This window comes from Streptomyces typhae (genome assembly GCF_009755605.1).
In the GTDB taxonomy this organism is placed as follows: domain Bacteria; phylum Actinomycetota; class Actinomycetes; order Streptomycetales; family Streptomycetaceae; genus Streptomyces; species Streptomyces typhae.
In genome coordinates this window covers 370,372-387,110 of sequence record NZ_WPNZ01000004.1, presented here as the reverse complement: position 1 = coordinate 387,110, position 16,739 = coordinate 370,372, and the positions used below count along the sequence as shown (strand labels likewise).

Genomic DNA, 16,739 nt, shown 5'->3' with positions numbered 1-16,739 from the left:
AGCGTGATGAGAGCTTCAGGGGCGATGCGCCACGAACGCACCGTCGACGTGCTGATCGTCGGCGCCGGTCCCGCGGGACTCGCGGCCGCGGCCGCCCTCGCCGGGACGGGCGCGGGCCGTGTGGAGATCCTGGAGCGGGAGCAGCGCGCCGGGGGCATCCCGCGCCACTGCCACCACGGGGGCTTCGGTGACGCCGGAGCCGTACGGGGCGGGCCGGGGGCCGGGGACCCGTCCGGCCTTCCCGCCCACCGCAGGCTCCCCGGGCTGCGGGGCCTCGGTACGAGCGGCCCGCGGTACGCCGAGCGGTGCGTCGACGCGGCCGTGCGTGCGGGCGCCACGCTGCGCACCGGCGTCACCGCCACCGGCTGGGCGGGCCCGCTGACCCTGGACACCACGTCCTCCACCGGCCTCGAACGCGTCACCGCGCGGGCCGTCGTCCTCGCCACCGGCGCCCGCGAACGCCCGCGCAGTGCCCGCCTGGTCCCCGGCACCCGGCCCGCGGGCGTCTACACCACCGGCGAACTCCAGCAGGACGTCCACCTCTACCGCCGCCCCGTGGGCACCCGCGCGGTCGTCGTCGGCGCGGAGCCGGTGGCGTACGCGGCCCTCGACACGCTGCGGCGCGCGGGCGTCGAGGTGGTCGCCCAGGTGACGTGGCGGCCCCGGCACGAGACAGCGCCGTGGCGGGCCGCCGGGGCCCGGCTCGTACGCGGGGTGCCGCTGCTCACCGGCACCGCGGTGGCCGAACTGACCGGCCGGGGCCGGTTGTCGGGCGTGCGGCTGCGGCACCGCTCCGGGCGCGAGACGCACGTCGCCTGCGACACGGTCGTGTTCACCGGCGACTTCGTGCCGGACCACGAGCTGGCCCGGCGCGGCGGGGTGCCGCTCGCCGAGGGCACCCGCGGCCCCGCCGTCGACGCGGCGTTCCGCACCGCCCTGCCCGGCGTCTTCGCGGCCGGCAACCTGCTGCACGCGGTGGCGGACGCGGGCGCCGTGGCGGCGGAGGGGACCGCCGCAGCGGCGGCCGTGCGCCGTTTCCTGCGCTCCGGCCTGTGGCCGGACCCGGGCCCCGTCGTCGAGGCGGCGGCGCCGCTGCACTGGGTGACCCCCAACCGGCTCGCGCCCGACGGCCCGCGCCCCGTGGGCGGCCGGTTCCTCCTGCGCGCCACGGAGTTCCTCACCCACCCGGTCCTGGTCGTCGAACAGGACGGCCGCGTGCTGCACCGCGAACGGACCTGGGGACGCCGGGCCCCCGGCCGGACCTGGACCCTGGACGCGTCGTGGCTCCCGCGCGCCGACACGGGCGGAGGGCCGCTGCGCGTGGCGGTGGAGCGTGGCTGAGGACTGCGGTCGCGCGAGGCCGGGCACGGCGGTCGCGTCCGCCGGGGGGAGGGTCCGGCCAGGTGGCTCCCTGTGGTTCCGTAACCCACCGCCACCGCCTACACTCCGAAACTAGCACCGCTAATTTCCGCTGATTCCGCGTACCGAGCCCCTCGCAGCAGATCCGGAGCCCCACCGTGCGCACCGTCCACTTCGCCGCAGCCCGCCGCACCCCCGTCGGAAAGCTCCGCGGAGCGCTGTCCGGCGTCCGCCCCGACGACCTCGCCGCCGCCGTCGTCCGCGGACTGCTCGACGACCTGCCGCAGCTCGACCCGGCCCGCGTCGACGACGTCTACTGGGGCGCCGCCAACCAGGCGGGCGAGGACAACCGCAACGTCGCCCGCATGGCGGTCCTGCTCGCAGGGCTCCCGGACTCCGTTCCCGGCGCCACGGTCAACCGCCTGTGCGCCTCCGGCCTGGAGGCGGTCACCGCGGCGGCCCGCACCATCGCGGCGGGCGACGCCGACATCGTGCTCGCGGGCGGCTCCGAGTCGATGAGCCGCGCCCCCTTCGTCGTGGCCCGCCCCGACGAGGCGCTGCCGCACCGCATGGAGACGGTCGACACCCGCCTCGGCTGGCGCCTGACCAACCCGCGGATGAAGGACCTGCACGGGCTCCTCTCCATGGGCGAGACCGCCGAGGAGGTGGCGTCCCGCCACGGCGTCTCCCGCGAACGCCAGGACACCTTCGCCCTGCGCAGCCACCAGCGCGCCGCCGCCGCCCGCAAGGACGGCCGCTTCGACGCCGAACTGCTGCCCGTCACGACCCCCGACGGCACGGTGGTCGACGCCGACGAGTGCATCCGTGAGGACACCTCGTACGAGAGACTCAGCGCCCTGCGGCCGGTGTTCCGGCAGGGCGGCACCGTCACGGCGGGCAACGCGTCGCCGATGAACGACGGCGCGGCAGGCCTCCTCCTGGTCAGCGAGGAGGCCCTCGACGACCTCGGTCTGGAGTCCCTCGGCCGGTACGCGGCGGGCGCCTCCGCGGGTGTGCACCCGGACGTGATGGGGCTCGGCCCCGTGCCCGCCACCCGCAAGGCCCTGCGCCGGGCCGGCTGGAGCGTCGCCGACGTCCAGGAGGCCGAGTTCAACGAGGCGTTCGCCGCCCAGGCCCTGGCCTGCGTGGACGCACTCGGCATCGACCCCGGCCTGGTCAACCCCGACGGCGGCGCCATCGCCATCGGGCACCCCCTCGGCTGCTCCGGCGCCCGCATCCTCACCACGCTCCTGCACCGCATGCGGCGTACGGGCGCCACTCGCGGCCTCGCCACGATGTGCGTGGGCGTGGGCCAGGGCACCGCCCTGCTCGTCGAGCGGGACTGACGATCACCGTCTGGGAGTTCGCCGTCCTGGCTCTGGCGGCCGGGCTCGTCGGCTTCTCCAAGACCGCCGTCAGCGGCGCGAACACGATCAGCCTGGCCGCCTTCGCCGCGGTGCTCCCGGCCCGCGCGTCCACGGGCGTGCTCCTGCCCGTCCTGATCTTCGGCGACGTCCTCGCCGTCCTCACCTACCGCAGGCACGCCCACTGGCCCACGCTGTGGCGGCTGTTCCCCGCCGTCGGCGCGGGCGTGCTGGTGGGCACGGTGTTCCTGCTGTTCGCCGACGACGCCGTCATGCGTACGTCGATCGGGGCGATCCTGCTGTTCATGGCGGCCGTCACGGTGTGGCGCCGGAGGTCGGCCGAGCGGGCCGCCGCCCGGGACGCGGGGGCGGCGCGGGAGCGGGCGAGCCGGGCCGTCGCGCCCTCCTACGGGGTGCTCGGCGGCTTCACCACCATGGTCGCCAACGCGGGCGGCCCGGTGATGTCGATGTATCTGCTCTCCGCGGGCTTCCAGAAGCTGAGCTTCCTCGGCACGTCGGCGTGGTTCTTCCTCATCGTCAACACGTCCAAGGTGCCGTTCAGCGTCGGCCTCGGCCTCATCGACGGCCCCTCGCTGCTGCTCGACGCGGCGCTCGTCCTGTTCGTGATCCCGGGCGCGCTCATCGGCAGGGCCTGTGTGCACCGCATCGACCAGCGGCTCTTCGAGCAACTCGTGATCGGCGCGACGGTGCTCGGCGGTCTCCAGCTGTTGCTGCGCTGAGGCCCGCAAGCGCCCCTCGGCCGTGGGGCCCGCCGGCCCTAGGCGGCCGTCACCGGCGCCGGGTGGGCCCCTCGTCCCCCTCCGCCTCCCAGGGCGAGCCCCTGCGCGAGGTCCTCCGCGAGCAGCCGCTTGGCGATCGCGTCGACGGCCTCCCAGAGCTTCCCGTCGCCCTCGGCCGCGATGTCCTCCAGGGCACTCCATCCCGCCCCGCCGTCCTCGCGGAGCTGCTCGCGCAGCCAGGACGCCCACGCCCTGCCGATCACCCGGGCCTCGCGCGCGCCGGCCGCCGTATGCTGGAACATGGTGCCGGTGCGGGTCAGGTACCCCTCCTCGGTCATCCGGTCGAAGACCGGCACGAGCACCTCGGGCGGGAGCTGCCGCCGGGCCGCGATCAGATGCAGATTGGCGTGCCCGACGAGCCGCGTGAACAGCTCGACCTGCATCACCGCCCAGGCCCCCGCCATGTCGAGGCGCGTGTCGGACGCCTGGACGACGGCGCGCGCGGTCCCCGGCCCCTTGGACCGCATGATGTTGCCGACGGCGAGTTCGAGCAGCCGCGCCGGGTCGCCGGCCTGCGGCGACGCGAAGCCCTCACCCAGGTCGGACGAGCTCATCCGCGCACTGTCGCGCAGCTCGACCTGCTTGAGGAACAGGGCCACCACGAAACCGACGAGGGCGACGGGGACCGTCCACAGGAACACTGTCTGCAACGTGTCCGCGTACGCCTTGATGAGGGGTGCCGCGGCCGCGCCCGGCAGGTCGTGCAGCGACTGCGGACTCTGCGACGCCTTCGCGACGACATCCGGCGGCGCCGTCCCGGTACGGTCGGCCGCCGCGACCCCCTCACGCAGGTTCGGCGCCAGCGTGTTGGCGTAGATGGTGCCGAAGACGGCCGTACCGAACGAACTGCCGAGCGTCCGGAAGAAGGTGACACCGGACGTCGCGGTGCCCAGGTCCGCGTACGCGACGGTGTTCTGCACGGCGATCGTGAGCACCTGCATGGAGAGACCGATGCCGACGCCGAGCACGAACATGTACAGGGACTCCAGCCACGTACTGGTGTCGCCGCCCATCAGCGACAGCAGATACAGGCCGAGCGCCATCACGAGCGCGCCCACGATGGGGAAGATCCGGTAGATGCCCGTCCTGCTGACCACGTTCCCGCTGAAGATCGACGCGATGAGCAGCCCGACGACCATCGGGAGCGTCCGCACACCGGAGATCGTGGCCGAGTCCCCGTCGACGTACTGCAGATACGTCGGCAGGAACGTCATCGCGCCGAGCATCGCGAAGCCGACGACGAAGCTGAGCACGGAGCAGACGGTGAAGACCGGGTTCGCGAAAAGGCGCATCGGCAGCATCGGCTCCGCGGCCCGCGTCTCCACCACGCAGAACGCGGCGAGGGCGAGCAGCCCGCCGGCGAACAGGCCGATGATGACGCCCGAGCCCCACGCGTACTCGTTGCCGCCCCAGCTCGTCGCCAGGATCAGCGCGCTCGCGCCGAGGGCCACGAGCGCGATGCCCAGATAGTCGATGACGGGCCGCGAGGCGGACTTCACCGCGGGGATCGTGCGCGCCGCCGCCACGACCACGAGGATCGCGATCGGCACGTTCACATAGAACGCCCAGCGCCAGGTCAGATGGTCGGTGAAGAGGCCCCCGAGCAGCGGCCCGATCACCGTCGAGACGCCGAAGACCGCGCCGATCGCGCCCTGGTACTTGCCGCGCTCGCGCAGCGGGATGACGTCGGCGATCAGCGCCATCGCCGTCACCATGAGCCCGCCCGCGCCGATGCCCTGGAGCGCGCGCCAGGCGATGAGCAGCGTCATGTTCGTGGCGAGGCCGCAAAGGAACGAGCCGGTGATGAAGACGACCGCCGACACCTGGAAGACGATCTTGCGGCCGAACAGGTCACCGAACTTGCCGACGAGCACCGTCGCCACGGTCTCCGCGAGCAGATACGAGGTCACGACCCACGACATGTGCTCGGCACCGCCGAGGTCCGACACGATCGTCGGCAGAGCGGTGCCTACGATGGTCTGGTCGAGAGCGGCGAGTAGGACACCCAGCATGATCGTGACAAACACGACATTGCGCCGACGCTTGTCGAGGACGGGCGGCCCCTGCTCCGCTTGCTCCGCTGCGGCCGTTTGCTCTGCTGCGGTCGTGGACTGATCGGAAACGGTCACAGCCTCACCCTCACACCGGCTGTGCCGGGGTGCATGCGGGGCCGTCCGGTCCGGTGACGGGGCTGTCCGGTCCGGTGACGGGGCGGTGCGGTCAGCCGTCGCCGGGGACGGGGCGGTGCGGTCAGCCGTCGCCGGGGACGGAGCGGTACGGTCAGCCGTCGCCGGGGGCGCCGGTGTCGGCGATGGAGCGCCGCAGCAGATACGTATCCATGATCCACCCCTTGCGCGCACGGGCTTCGGCGCGCAGCCGCTGGATGCGCGGGGCGGCCTCGGAGAGCGGGCCGGAGACGAGGATCTCGTCGGGAGTGCCGAGATAGGCGCCCCAGTAGATGTGGAGGCCGAGGCCGTCCCCGTCGTTCCCGTCGTCGACGAAGCGCAGGAAGGCCTGCCGGGCGTCCAGCATCACCACGACGTCGTCCACCCCCTCCGGGAAGCCCTCGTCGGCGAGGCGCCTGCCGGTGGTGACCTGGAAGGGCCGCGCGACCCGGTTGAGCCCGATGCGATGGCGCGCGGCCAGCGACGAGACGCTGCTGACACCCGGTACGACGTCGTAGTCGAAGGCGGCGCCGCCGCGCCCGAGCACCTCCTCCAGGACCGCGATCGTGCTGTCGTACAGCGCAGGGTCGCCCCACACCAGGAAGGCCCCGGTCCCGTCCGGCCCCAGCTCGTCGCCGATGAGCCGCGCGAAGATCTCGGCACGGCGGGCACGCCACGCGTCGACGGCACCCGGGTACCGGGCACCCTCGGCCCCCCGGTCCCGCTCGGGGTCGCGCGCCTCGACGACGCGGTACGCCCCGTCCGGCCGGTGCGCCGCCAGCATCCCGCGCCGCAGGGCCACGAGATCGTCCTTCTCCTCACCCTTGCCGACCAGGAAGAACACCTCGGTGTCCCTCATCGCCCTGACCGCCTGAAGGGTGAGCTGCTCGGGGTCGCCCGCGCCGATGCCGATGACATGAATCTTTCGCACGGGGTGAGTGTGCCGTACGCGGGGGCAGGGGGCGCGGCGCACCCCCTCGGCTCAGCCTTGGTCTCCCTGATCCCCGTGGCCCCCCTGATCCCCTTGGCCCCCTCGATCCCTCTCGCCCCCCTGGTCCTTCGGGGCGAGCCGCGGTGCGCAGGCAGCCGGGTCCAGAGTCCGACCTTCCGCCGCGTACTCCTCCTCTTCCTCTTCCAGCCCTTCCAGGCGCGCGGCCAAGTCCCGCGCCCAGGCCACCACGCCCGGGACATCGATCCCGTACGGCCGCTGCCGCCCCGGCTCGTCCCCCGCCCAGCCCGAGACGGCCCCCGCCCCGCGCAGCAGCAGCCGGGCCCCGCCCTTCGTGTTGCCGCGGGCGGCGTGGGTCAGGCCGACGGCGACCTGGGCGAGCCCCTGCCACAGCCCGCGCTCCTCCTCGGGCCCGGACTTCCAGGCGTCCTCGAACACCTCGTGGGCGTGGAAGGGCCGCCCGGCGTCGAGCAGCGCCTGCGCCTCCGCGACGCTGTCCCGGGGCGCCCGCACCACACCCTCCGGCTGCCGCTCGACACCCTCGGAGCCGTACGGCAACGGCCGCCCGAGCCCATCCCGCGGCCGGGCGTTACGGGCCCGCCCCTCCGCGTCCCGATCCCGCCCAAGTGCACCACTCATGCCCCGATTCTCCCGCGCCCCGCACACCGGGGCAGACCGGGACCCCCACGGGCCACCGACACCGCGCCGGACCACCCCGTGACGTGCGGTAGAGTTCTACCTGCGTGATCACGCGGGACACCGCAGGGACACGCACCGGGACGTGGCGCAGCTTGGTAGCGCACTTGACTGGGGGTCAAGGGGTCGCAGGTTCAAATCCTGTCGTCCCGACGGAAACGTCGCAGGTAGGGGTCATCTTCGGATGGCCCCTACTTCGTTTTTGGGAGCAGTTCTGGGAGCGGGGAGCGGCTCCCTGCGCTCCCAGGGAGCATCTCAGCTGGCTGGTCCGGTGGACGAGGCAAGGGGTCGCGCTGTTCGCCCCCCTTGTCCGATTACTCGTCGTGGGGCCGTGCTCCCACTCGACCCCTTGACGGCTTTCACCGACCCCATGCGGTGCAGGTCGGAGGCGGTGCCGGTTCGGGGGCGCCTGCTCCTGTGGGGGCCCTTGCCACGGCGTAAGTGGGTGTTGGCGTCCATAGGGCGCTGTACAGAGATACTCCGGGCAGGTGTGGTGTCCCTCCCGGCGTGGCCGGGGCCGCGCGCCAGGGAGCCTGGGGCGTGCTCGCCATGCTTGAGGAAGGCGGCGACCGCTGAGGGTCTTCGGCTCGTGAGATGCCAGAGGAGCAGGATGGCAGATGCTGTCACGGAGCCGCGTACCTCACTGTTGTCGAGAAGCGAATCGTCGAGCTTCTCGCTCAGCCTGTCAGCGCCACGTTGCCGCCCTGGACCGGGGTTTCGTCTGCACCGCTCCGCTGAGCCGCTTGGGCGGGCTCTGCCGGCGGAGCAAGGGCGGTCCGGGCTGATCCGCTGAGCTTTTCCGCTCCCTCGCCGCCGTCAGGCCTTGACAGCAGCGACTTCCCGCGCCCGGCACGCCAGTTCCTTTACTGGCCGGGCTCCGGCATGTGCCCGCATCTCTCGGCGCATCGTCCCGAAATGCTCGTCGCCGCGCGCGGAAGAGACGAGCTCGTACTCGTCCAGGAAGCGGTTCCAGGAGGTGCACGCCGCATCCAGATGCCCGTGGGCGAGCTGCCGCTGGGCCAGCAAGGCGTAGGAGTGCACGCGGCCCTGCCGTTCCTGTGCCGGCTGGACCTTGATGGAGTCCTGGAGTGCTTTGATGCTGCCGGGCAGGTCCCGCTCTTCGTACAGGACGTGCGAGAGGTGGAAGAGCCAGGCGGTGCGGTCGTATCCACCCACCGCGTCACGCCGGTTGTCGGCCTTGGACAGTGCGGCTTCGGCCTCGCTCAGCCGGGTGTGGGCCTGCCTGCGGTCCTTGACCATGGATGCGGCATGGGCCTGCTGGCCGCGCAGGAAGGCCACCAGGCGAGGACCTGCCTGCCGTGCGGCCTCGGCGGCGCTGTCGGCGAACTCCAGCCCCTTGCGGCCGTGGCGCAGGCTCGTCATCTGCAACGACATGCCCCGCAGCGTGCGGCAGTACGTCACATGATCCCCGGCCTCGTCCGCGAGAGAGAGGGCTTTGAGATACCAGCGCTGCGCGGCGGCGTGGTCCTTTTCGTACATCGCCATCCAGCCGGTCAGATACGTCAGGTCCGAGGCTGCGGCCTTCATGTCAGCAGCGACGGGCCCCGACGCCTGCGCCTTCATCCACGGCCCTACCGTATTCACCAGGAATGCGGCCGCCATCGGCCGCGCGTGGCCTGCACCGTCCTCGTCCAGGATGTCCGCGATCCTGACCGTGGTGCGCCGCACCGAGGCGACCTGCGAGCCGCCGATCCGTGTAGTGGCCTTGCCCGGTGCGACCGGATCACTGGCGTGCGCCGCCGCCGCGCCGAAGACGGGCACGGCCAGCGCCGCGGTGAAGACACCCGCAGCGAGAACGCCGCGTCGAGAGGGATCCATGTCCGCCCTTCCCAGGTCGATCAACTCCTCTACAGCGTCGAGGCGTTGCGAGCTGTCGGCGGACGTGGGGAGGGTCAGGCCCGCTTCCTCGTGCGTGATGGGCCTACCGAGTTTTTCGGAGAGGGCGGCCACCACAATCGCCCTGACCTGCTGCTTTGGCTGGTGCCCGCGCAGCCACATCGAAACGGACTGGCCGCTGTAGGTCAGCGGCGTCCCCGCGAGGGCGCCGATGCGGTTCACGGCGCGGGCGAGCTCCTCGCGCTGGCATTGCCCCTGGTCAAGAAGGTTGGCCAGCCTGGTGTTCGGCGTACGCGTGGTGCCTGCCATGAGTGATTCTCCCGCCAGCTCCGACAGCTTTTACGGCGTTTACGTGCGCGCTCTTCCTTCACGGTACCCGCGCAGCGTGACCGGTAGTTGGCTGTACGTAAGGAACCAGACGGAACCATCTCGTCCACCCCAGGAGCCCACGGTGACCCTTATCACCACCCCTCACCATCAGAGCAGCGACCCCGTGGACCTGGCCCTCGTCGACATTGCCGTCCACCGCGCCGAAGGACTCGCCGTCGCTGACCCCAGCAGCGTCCTCGCCGACGCCGTGGCCGCCGAACTGGCCACCTACCTGGCCGCGCTGATCACGCCCGCCGAGTACCACCTGGGCCGCATGTCGGGACGTAGTCCTGCCGAGCAACGTGCTCGCGATGTCGTCGCCGACAGCATCGGCCACGCCAGATCCGTTCATCACGACCACCAGACCGGTGCCTTCACCAACCCCGCCGCCCGGCTCTACCTCCTCGCCGGAGCGTGCCGTCTGCTCAAGAACGCGATGGCGCCGACGTGGTGAACCACCGGGGGTGCCGGCCGTTCTCGGCGCCCGGTGCGTTGGAAGTTGGCCGAGACGGTGATCACCACGGTGCTGGCATCGACGGTCGAGATGGCCTTCAGCCTGCTCCTCATCCACACCCTGGCGGACGCCTGACGCTTGCTCCAACTCCCGTGCCGGGCCTGACCGGCCGCTCTCGCTCCTCTGCGAGGTGGTCCGGTACGGGGTCCTGCGGGCAGATCCGCCTGTCCCGAAGCACCACTGACGAAAGGAACCCATCGTGAAGCAAAGCCTGGACCAGTCCACCAGCCTGCAAACCACCACACTCGGCGGCATCGATCTGGGCCCGCTGTTCACCGACCGCGCCCAGTTCGAGATCCCTGATCTGGCAACCCGGTTCGCCTACAAGAAGGAAGCAGGTTCCTCGGACACCAACCACGAGTACGACAGCCTCAAGGTCTGACCCGCCCCAGCGCCCGTACTTGCAAGGCCCGGTCAGGCCCAGACCTCGCCCGGCCGGGCCCTGCATCGCGCCTCCTGGAGGACCCGTGCTCAAACTGCGCATTCAACCCGCCCTGCTGAGCCGCGAGGCGGGCGGCTGGGCGTGGAACAACTCCCGCCTGCAGTGCGGCCCGTCGTGGGTCGCCCCGCTCGATCATCCGTCCCTGGATGCGATCGCCCTTACGGACCGCGACACCGGACAGTCGCTTGTCCATGTCCGCGAGCGTGACGCTCACCGCGCAGGCGATGCGCGACGTGCCGTAGTGGAGCTGGCCTCCACTGCCTTCCGCCTGCTTCGCGCGGAGCTCTTGGCCTGGCCCCTGAACTTCATCGCTATCGATCTTGCGCCCGACGGCACGGTCAGCGTCACGGCCGGTGAACGCGGTACCGCCCCGCTGTATCTGACTGCCGCCGATGGTGTGCTGCACGGGTCGTGGACCACGGCCGAACTTGTCAAACGCATGCCTCGCGTGGAATTCCATGTGGCCGAGACGGCGCGACTGCTCAGCCTGTGGTTCCGCTACAGCCATCACACCTGTTTCACCGGCCTGTACCGGCTGACCGAGCGCACAACCGCCCGCTACGACGGCTATGGACCGGTCCGCTTCGAACAGCCGGCCCCGGCGCTGCACTCCAAGGCTCGCACTCTCGCCGACGACGCCGATGTACTGACCGCATACGCCAACATGCTCGATGCGGTGCTCGACCGGCACCTCTACGACCCGGACACCACCAGCGCGCACGTCTCGGGCGGCTTCGACTCGGCCGTCATCGGCACCCACCTGTCACTGCGTCACCCCGGAAGGATCATCGCTTCGGCGATGCTGCTCCCGGGACCCATGGGAAGGCAGCAGCGCACACGTCGTGCCGAGATGCTCCGCATCGGGCGCTTTCGCACCGACATCACCACGCCGGCCCTGCCACCGTTGCACCCAGACGGACGACGTGCCCTGAGCGGATACGTCTACCCCTACGAGGAGCCCTACCACGAGTCCACCGCCGCCCTCATCTACCAACTGGCCGGGGCCGGCATCCGTACCGTGGTCACCGGGATCGGAGGAGACGAGATGGTCGCCCTCACCCCGCAGGAAGCACCGCACCCACCTGTCGGCCCGGGGCACGCGATGACCGAATGGCTCGGCCCCGCCGCCCGCGAGGCTCTCATGGACGTGGACGGGGACACCTGCCCGCCCGCCGTCGTCAACGAAATGACCCTGCTCGCCATGGCGTCCGCCGCGCCACTGCTGCTCGAGGCCGGGATTTGGCCCCTGCACCCCTTTGCCGATCCGGGCATGATCCGCTTCGGTGAGTGGCTGCCCCGCCCCTGGCGCTCCCGCAAGTGCCTGCACCGCCGCCGCCTGACCGCCCTGGGCCTGTCCGAACTGGTCGTCGAGCCACCCCTGCCGGAGAACTTCACCGACGTCATGAACACCGCGATCCGTACCACCCTGCCTGCACAGGTACGACGCCTACTCGATCAGGGATCTCCCCTCTTCGACGCCAAGCTCGTAGACGCCGACACCCTCACGCAAGCCCTGACGCGCATCGAATCCGGCGACATCCGCGCCACAGACGATCGCCTCGCCGACGTCGTCGCCGCTGACCTCGCCCACCGCGCCGCCCACAACTGAGAGCCTCAAGAACATGTATGTGATGCGTCCCGCCACCGCCCACGACCGTGCCGCCTACGCCGACCTGATCCGCGCTCGCGCCGCCTGGATGCTGCGCACGGGCAAGGTCGGCGGTGTGGACCTCCTCGAAGACGGCCGGGCTGAACAGATCGCCGCACAGGCCGGGAACGGCCACACCCCTGTCTGGGTTCTGCTCTCTCCCGAGGGCGAGTCCATCGGCTTCACCAGCCTCTACGACCAGACCCCCGCATGGGGATGGACCGATGGTGAGCGCGCCGAGCCCGCGCTCTTCCTGGCCACCACCTTCACCCATCCCGACTACCGGGCCGCCAAGCCCGGCACCCTGATGGCCTGGTGGGCTCTGGCTCACGCAGCCCGCGCCGGGAAGCTCTGGGTGCGGCGCGGCTGCGGACACCTCGGACTCGTGCGCTACTACCGCGACCACCAGGGTTTCGACCTCATCCACGAAACCGAGCGAGGAGGCCACCCCGCCTACCTCCTGGCCCGCAAGGCCGAGGAACTCGACCACCTGCCCGTCACCACCGCCTCCGCCGGCACCTTCACCTGACTCCTCGGGAGCCGCACGCATGCCCAGCACAGTCACTGAGCATGACGCCGCGTTCAACCGCAAAGCCTGGGACGCCCGCGCCGCCACCCGCACCGGACAAGAACCAGTCCTGTACTGGCACTTTCGCGACGCGCCGGGGCCCGGCGTCGAACTGCTGGGCTCCCTGACGGGCGAGGCCGTCGCGGAACTGAGGTGCGGCAACGGCAGCCACCTCGCCCACATTCCTCAGGGATCTCGCTGCGCGGTGCTCTCGGAACAGGGCGTCGCGTTGTTCGGTGCACTTTAAGCCGGCGGGTCCGGTGCCTGGGCTGTACCAGTGGAAGTCATCCGTCGGTGAATCTGTCGGCTTCGCGCCGTCATGCAAGCGAGGGGGCAGTTGGGGCAGTCCGAATGCGGGCCAGGACAGAGACGGTCCGTAGCGAGCCCATTCGCTACGGACCGTAATCCGCGGCGCCCGCCGCGCACATCCGCAGCGCACACCCCACCAAGCGAAGCCCCACCGCACCCCCCTCCGCCCCCACTTCGCACGACCGGCCCCTTGACATGTTTGGCGTCAACTCCCGTGCCGTATAGGAAAGATGCCGCTCGGACCGAACCGGTCATCGGATCGACAGCTCCGCGCGACGCGCCCGACCACCGGCCGACGGGTCGGTGGTGATCACTTGAGGCGCGGGCCGTGCGCGTACGGCGGCCCGTGGCACGCCCCCCACGTTCGTCTTCGTGCACCACTCAACGGGAGGACCCCCACCCATGCGTCGTCGACTTTCCGCTCTCGCAGTAAGCGCTGCCGCCCTCACCCTCGGGGCCGGGCTCGCCGCGTCCCCGGCCGCCGCCGTCCCCGCGGACAAGGGGCGGGTGCTCAGCACTTGGACCCAGACCGACGCGGGCAGCTACAACGCCTGGGTCGCCGCCAGGAACAACCAGGGCGCGTGGAGCGCGTACCGGTTCAACTGGAGCACCGACTACTGCTCCTCGTCCCCCGACAACCCCTTCGGCTTCCCCTTCCAGACGTCCTGTGCCCGGCACGACTTCGGGTACCGCAACTACAAGGAGGCGGGTTCCTTCGACGCCAACAAGGCGCGCGTCGACAGCGCCTTCTACGCCGACCTCAAGCGGGTGTGCGCCCGCTACACCGGCGTGCAGAAGACGTCGTGCGACGGTCTCGCCTGGACCTACTACCAGGCCGTCGACAAGCTCGGCCGCTCCTCGGCCGTCGACGGCAGAGCGGCCGCGTAGGTTCCGCCACGGCTCCGGCCGTCACGCGCCGGGGGTCGGCTGTGGCCCCCGGCGCCACGGAGCGGCGCCCCGCGCGGCCCCAGCACCTGAACCTCCCTCGCCACACCCCGCGTCCGTCATGGCGTCGCACACCATGAAACCCGTCGCAGCTGTGGTCCCCGCCCACATGGGCGGCCCCGCCCGGCGACCCTATGTTTCCCGCCATGACCAGCGCACCCGACCACCCCATCCCCGCGGCGCCCGGCGCCGACCTGCGCGGGCGCGTCGCCCTCGTCACCGGCGGCGGCAGCGGCATCGGCCGGGCCTGTGCGACCGCCCTGGCGGCGGCAGGCGCCGAGACGCACGTCGCGGACATCGACGCCGCCTCGGCCAAGGCCGTCGCCGACGCCGTCGGCGGCCACGCGCACGTCGTCGACCTCGCGGACGCCGACGCCGTCGCCGCGCTGCCCACCGGCGTCGACGTCCTCGTCAACAGCGCGGGACTCCAGCACGTCGCCCCGCTCACCGAGTTCCCGCCGGCCCGGTTCGCGCTCGTCCAGCAGGTCATGGTGACGGCGCCGTTCCTGCTCCTGCGGCAGAGCCTGCCGCACATGTACGCCCGCGGGTGGGGCCGCGTCGTCAACATCTCCTCCGTCCACGGCCTGCGCGCCAGTGCCTACAAGAGCGCGTACGTCGCCGCGAAGCACGCCCTGGAGGGGCTCAGCAAGGTCGCCGCCGTCGAGGGCGCCCCGTACGGCGTGACCAGCAACTGCGTCAGCCCCGGCTATGTCCGCACCCCGCTCGTGCAGGGGCAGATCCACGACCAGGCCGCCGCCCACGGCGTCAGCGACGAGGCGGTCGTCTCCGACGTGCTGCTCGCCCGCTCGCCCATGAAGCGGCTCATCGAGCCGGAGGAGGTCGCCGCGGCCGCCCTGTGGCTGTGCGGTCCCCACTCCGGCTTCGTGACCGGCACCTCCCTGACGATGGACGGCGGCTGGACGGCGAACTGAACCGCCCCGCACGGCCGTTCCGTCCGCCCGAAGGGTCGCTCCCTCCGCTCGCACGGCCGCTGCCGTCGCCGGAAGGGTCGCTCCCTCCGTCCGCACGGCCGCTGCCGCCGCCGGAAGGCCCGCTCCCTCCGCCTGCCCGCCCGCTCGCCCACCGCCGTCCCCGCGGCGACCTCCCCGACCGACCCACGACCGAGAACACGGTGAACCCCATGGCGCGTCCCCAGCCCGGCGCAAGCCGGAATCCCGGCACAGGCCACGAGCCCGGCACAGGCCACGAGCCCGGCACAGGCCACGAGCCCGGCACAGGCCACGAGCCCGGCGCAGGCCGCAAGCCCGGCATCGGCCGCATCGTCGGTGCCAGCCTCGTCGGCACCACCATCGAGTGGTACGACTTCTTCCTGTACGGCTCCGCCGCCGCCCTCGTCTTCAACGATCTCTTCTTCCCCACCGCCGACCCGCTCACCGGCACCCTGATCGCCTTCATCACGTACGCGATCGGCTTCCTCGCCCGGCCGCTCGGCGGCGTGGTCTTCGGCCACTACGGGGACAAGGTCGGACGCAAGAAGCTCCTCGTGCTCAGTCTGCTCCTGATGGGCGGTGCCACGTTCGCGATGGGGCTGCTGCCCACGTACGACGCGATCGGCGTCGGCGCGCCAGTGCTGCTCACAATGTTGCGGCTCGTCCAGGGCTTCGCGCTCGGCGGCGAGTGGGGCGGCGCCGTGCTCATCGTGTCCGAGCACGGCGGCGACAAGCACCGCGGCTTCTGGGCCTCCTGGCCGCAGTCGGGCGCCCCCGGCGGCAACCTCCTCGCCACCGGCGTCCTCGCGCTGCTCGCCGCCGTGCAGTCCGAGAGCACCTTCCAGTCGTGGGGCTGGCGCGTGCCGTTCCTGCTCTCCGGTGTCCTGGTCGTGGTCGGCCTGTGGATCCGGCTCTCCGTGTCCGAGTCCCCGGTCTTCCTGGAGGCGCGGGCCAAGGCGGAGGCCGCCGCCGCGCGGGGCGAGACGGAGGAGCCGCCCGTCGTGGAGGTGTTCCGCAGGAGTTGGCGGCAGGTCCTCACCGCCATCGGCACCCGGTTCGGCGAGAACATCTCGTACTACATACTGACGTCGTTCGTGCTCGTGTACGTCACCAAGCATCTGGACCTGCCGAAGAGCACCGCCCTGAACGCCGTCCTCATCGGCTCCGCCGTGCACTTCGCCGCCATCCCGGCCTGGGGCGCGCTCTCGGACCGGATCGGGCGGCGGCCGGTGACGCTCGTCGGCTCGGTGGGCATGGCCCTGTGGGCGTTCGCGTTCTTCGCGCTCGTCGACTCCGAGTCGTTCGCCGTGATCACCGCGGCGGTGACGGTGGGGCTGCTGTTCCACGGCGCCATGTACGGGCCGCAGGCGGCGTTCATCTCCGAGATGTTCGACACCAGGGTCCGCTACTCCGGCGCCTCGATGGGCTCCCAGCTCGCCTCGATCGTCGCGGGCGCGCTCGCCCCGATCATCGCCGTGGAGCTGCTGAAGGAGTACGACTCGTCCGTGCCCGTCGCCGTGTATCTGGCCCTGGCGGCCGTGGTGACCACCGTGACCGTGGCCCTCGCCCGCGAGACCCGGGGCCGCGACCTGCGTGCCGCCGAAGCCGTCCGAGCCGCCGAAGCTGCCGAAGTCGCCGAAGCTGCCGAAGTCGCCGAAGCTGCCGGAGCCGCCCGAGCTGCCGGAGCCGCCGAAGCCGCCCGAGCCGCCGAAGCCGCCGGGCACACCGCGGTGCCCGCGCCCCCGGCCGCCCCCGCGGCCCGAACCGGCGAGGCGGCAGTACGCTCCGGCGAACCCTCCTGAGC

15 protein-coding genes and 1 tRNA gene are annotated in these 16,739 nt (G+C 71.9%); 12 read left to right on the top strand and 4 right to left on the bottom strand.

All coding sequences use genetic code 11. The features are described from left to right. Positions 1–6: 6 nt before the first annotated feature. The 3 genes from GPA10_RS10095 to GPA10_RS10085 all read left to right on the top strand — a co-directional run bounded on the left by GPA10_RS10095 (position 7) and on the right by GPA10_RS10085 (position 3,463). A complete protein-coding gene (locus GPA10_RS10095; protein WP_246258968.1) occupies positions 7–1,341 on the top strand; it encodes an NAD(P)/FAD-dependent oxidoreductase in 1,335 nt (444 codons plus the stop codon). A 176-nt stretch (positions 1,342–1,517) separates the two neighbouring features. After that, entirely contained in the window at positions 1,518–2,705 is a 1,188-nt protein-coding gene (locus GPA10_RS10090; protein WP_343040612.1) for a thiolase family protein, read from the top strand. Next, the gene (locus tag GPA10_RS10085; RefSeq protein WP_157165262.1) at positions 2,702–3,463 is read left to right on the top strand and encodes a sulfite exporter TauE/SafE family protein; all 762 of its coding nucleotides are present in this window, start codon (positions 2,702–2,704) and stop codon (positions 3,461–3,463) included. Before GPA10_RS10090 ends, GPA10_RS10085 begins: the two co-directional genes overlap by 4 nt. Positions 3,464–3,501: 38 nt before the next feature. Here GPA10_RS10085 and GPA10_RS10080 read toward each other — a convergent pair whose 3' ends face one another. From GPA10_RS10080 to GPA10_RS10070, 3 genes are all read right to left on the bottom strand, one after another. After that, positions 3,502–5,652: an MDR family MFS transporter gene (locus GPA10_RS10080; protein WP_343040611.1), complete on the bottom strand. Its 2,151-nt coding sequence runs from the start codon at positions 5,650–5,652 to the stop codon at positions 3,502–3,504. A 151-nt stretch (positions 5,653–5,803) separates the two neighbouring features. Continuing rightward, positions 5,804–6,619, bottom strand: coding sequence for a precorrin-6A synthase (deacetylating) (gene cobF, locus GPA10_RS10075; protein WP_343040610.1), 816 nt, complete (start codon positions 6,617–6,619; stop codon positions 5,804–5,806). Between the two features lie 51 nt (positions 6,620–6,670). Then, positions 6,671–7,276: a DUF309 domain-containing protein gene (locus GPA10_RS10070; protein WP_157165160.1), complete on the bottom strand. Its 606-nt coding sequence runs from the start codon at positions 7,274–7,276 to the stop codon at positions 6,671–6,673. Positions 7,277–7,412: 136 nt separating this feature from the next. On the opposite strand from GPA10_RS10070, the gene GPA10_RS10065 reads away from it, so the two are divergent. Then, positions 7,413–7,486 (top strand) — tRNA-Pro (locus GPA10_RS10065). Positions 7,487–8,149: 663 nt separating this feature from the next. Here the strand turns inward: GPA10_RS10065 and GPA10_RS10060 are convergent. After that, positions 8,150–9,499, bottom strand: a complete 1,350-nt coding sequence (locus tag GPA10_RS10060) for an NsdA family TPR-like regulatory protein (RefSeq protein ID WP_157165159.1) — start codon at positions 9,497–9,499, stop codon at positions 8,150–8,152. A gap of 142 nt (positions 9,500–9,641) precedes the next feature. On the opposite strand from GPA10_RS10060, the gene GPA10_RS10055 reads away from it, so the two are divergent. The 8 genes from GPA10_RS10055 (at position 9,642) to GPA10_RS10020 (ending at position 16,737) form a co-directional block, all read left to right on the top strand. Next, positions 9,642–10,013, top strand: a complete 372-nt coding sequence (locus GPA10_RS10055; RefSeq protein ID WP_157165158.1) for a hypothetical protein — start codon at positions 9,642–9,644, stop codon at positions 10,011–10,013. Positions 10,014–10,272: 259 nt separating this feature from the next. Further along, positions 10,273–10,455, top strand: coding sequence for a hypothetical protein (locus GPA10_RS10050; protein ID WP_157165157.1), 183 nt, complete (start codon positions 10,273–10,275; stop codon positions 10,453–10,455). A gap of 85 nt (positions 10,456–10,540) precedes the next feature. After that, complete coding sequence (locus GPA10_RS10045; protein ID WP_157165156.1) at positions 10,541–12,124, top strand: asparagine synthase; 1,584 nt, start codon at positions 10,541–10,543, stop codon at positions 12,122–12,124. Between the two features lie 13 nt (positions 12,125–12,137). Further along, positions 12,138–12,692, top strand: coding sequence for a hypothetical protein (locus GPA10_RS10040; RefSeq protein WP_157165155.1), 555 nt, complete (start codon positions 12,138–12,140; stop codon positions 12,690–12,692). Between the two features lie 19 nt (positions 12,693–12,711). Then, positions 12,712–12,978, top strand: coding sequence for a hypothetical protein (locus tag GPA10_RS10035; protein WP_157165154.1), 267 nt, complete (start codon positions 12,712–12,714; stop codon positions 12,976–12,978). Positions 12,979–13,442: 464 nt separating this feature from the next. Then, positions 13,443–13,928: a phospholipase gene (locus GPA10_RS10030; RefSeq protein ID WP_157165153.1), complete on the top strand. Its 486-nt coding sequence runs from the start codon at positions 13,443–13,445 to the stop codon at positions 13,926–13,928. Between the two features lie 203 nt (positions 13,929–14,131). After that, on the top strand, positions 14,132–14,917 hold the full coding sequence (locus GPA10_RS10025) for a 3-hydroxybutyrate dehydrogenase (protein ID WP_198351557.1): 786 nt from the start codon (positions 14,132–14,134) through the stop codon (positions 14,915–14,917). A 209-nt stretch (positions 14,918–15,126) separates the two neighbouring features. Beyond that, positions 15,127–16,737 carry an MFS transporter gene (locus GPA10_RS10020; RefSeq protein ID WP_157165151.1) on the top strand — a complete coding sequence of 537 codons (1,611 nt, stop codon included), beginning with the start codon at positions 15,127–15,129 and terminating at the stop codon, positions 16,735–16,737. Positions 16,738–16,739: the final 2 nt, after the last annotated feature.

Excerpts from the sequence above, each read along its gene's own strand:
- GPA10_RS10095 (WP_246258968.1), top strand. The coding sequence starts at position 7 with ATGAGAGCTTCAGGGGCGATGCGCCACGAACGCACCGTCGACGTGCTG.
- GPA10_RS10070 (WP_157165160.1), bottom strand. The coding sequence starts at position 7,276 with ATGAGTGGTGCACTTGGGCGGGATCGGGACGCGGAGGGGCGGGCCCGT.
- GPA10_RS10060 (WP_157165159.1), bottom strand. The coding sequence starts at position 9,499 with ATGGCAGGCACCACGCGTACGCCGAACACCAGGCTGGCCAACCTTCTT.
- GPA10_RS10040 (WP_157165155.1), top strand. The coding sequence starts at position 12,138 with ATGTATGTGATGCGTCCCGCCACCGCCCACGACCGTGCCGCCTACGCC.
- GPA10_RS10035 (WP_157165154.1), top strand. The coding sequence starts at position 12,712 with ATGCCCAGCACAGTCACTGAGCATGACGCCGCGTTCAACCGCAAAGCC.
- GPA10_RS10030 (WP_157165153.1), top strand. The coding sequence starts at position 13,443 with ATGCGTCGTCGACTTTCCGCTCTCGCAGTAAGCGCTGCCGCCCTCACC.
- GPA10_RS10025 (WP_198351557.1), top strand. The coding sequence starts at position 14,132 with ATGACCAGCGCACCCGACCACCCCATCCCCGCGGCGCCCGGCGCCGAC.
- GPA10_RS10020 (WP_157165151.1), top strand. The coding sequence starts at position 15,127 with ATGGCGCGTCCCCAGCCCGGCGCAAGCCGGAATCCCGGCACAGGCCAC.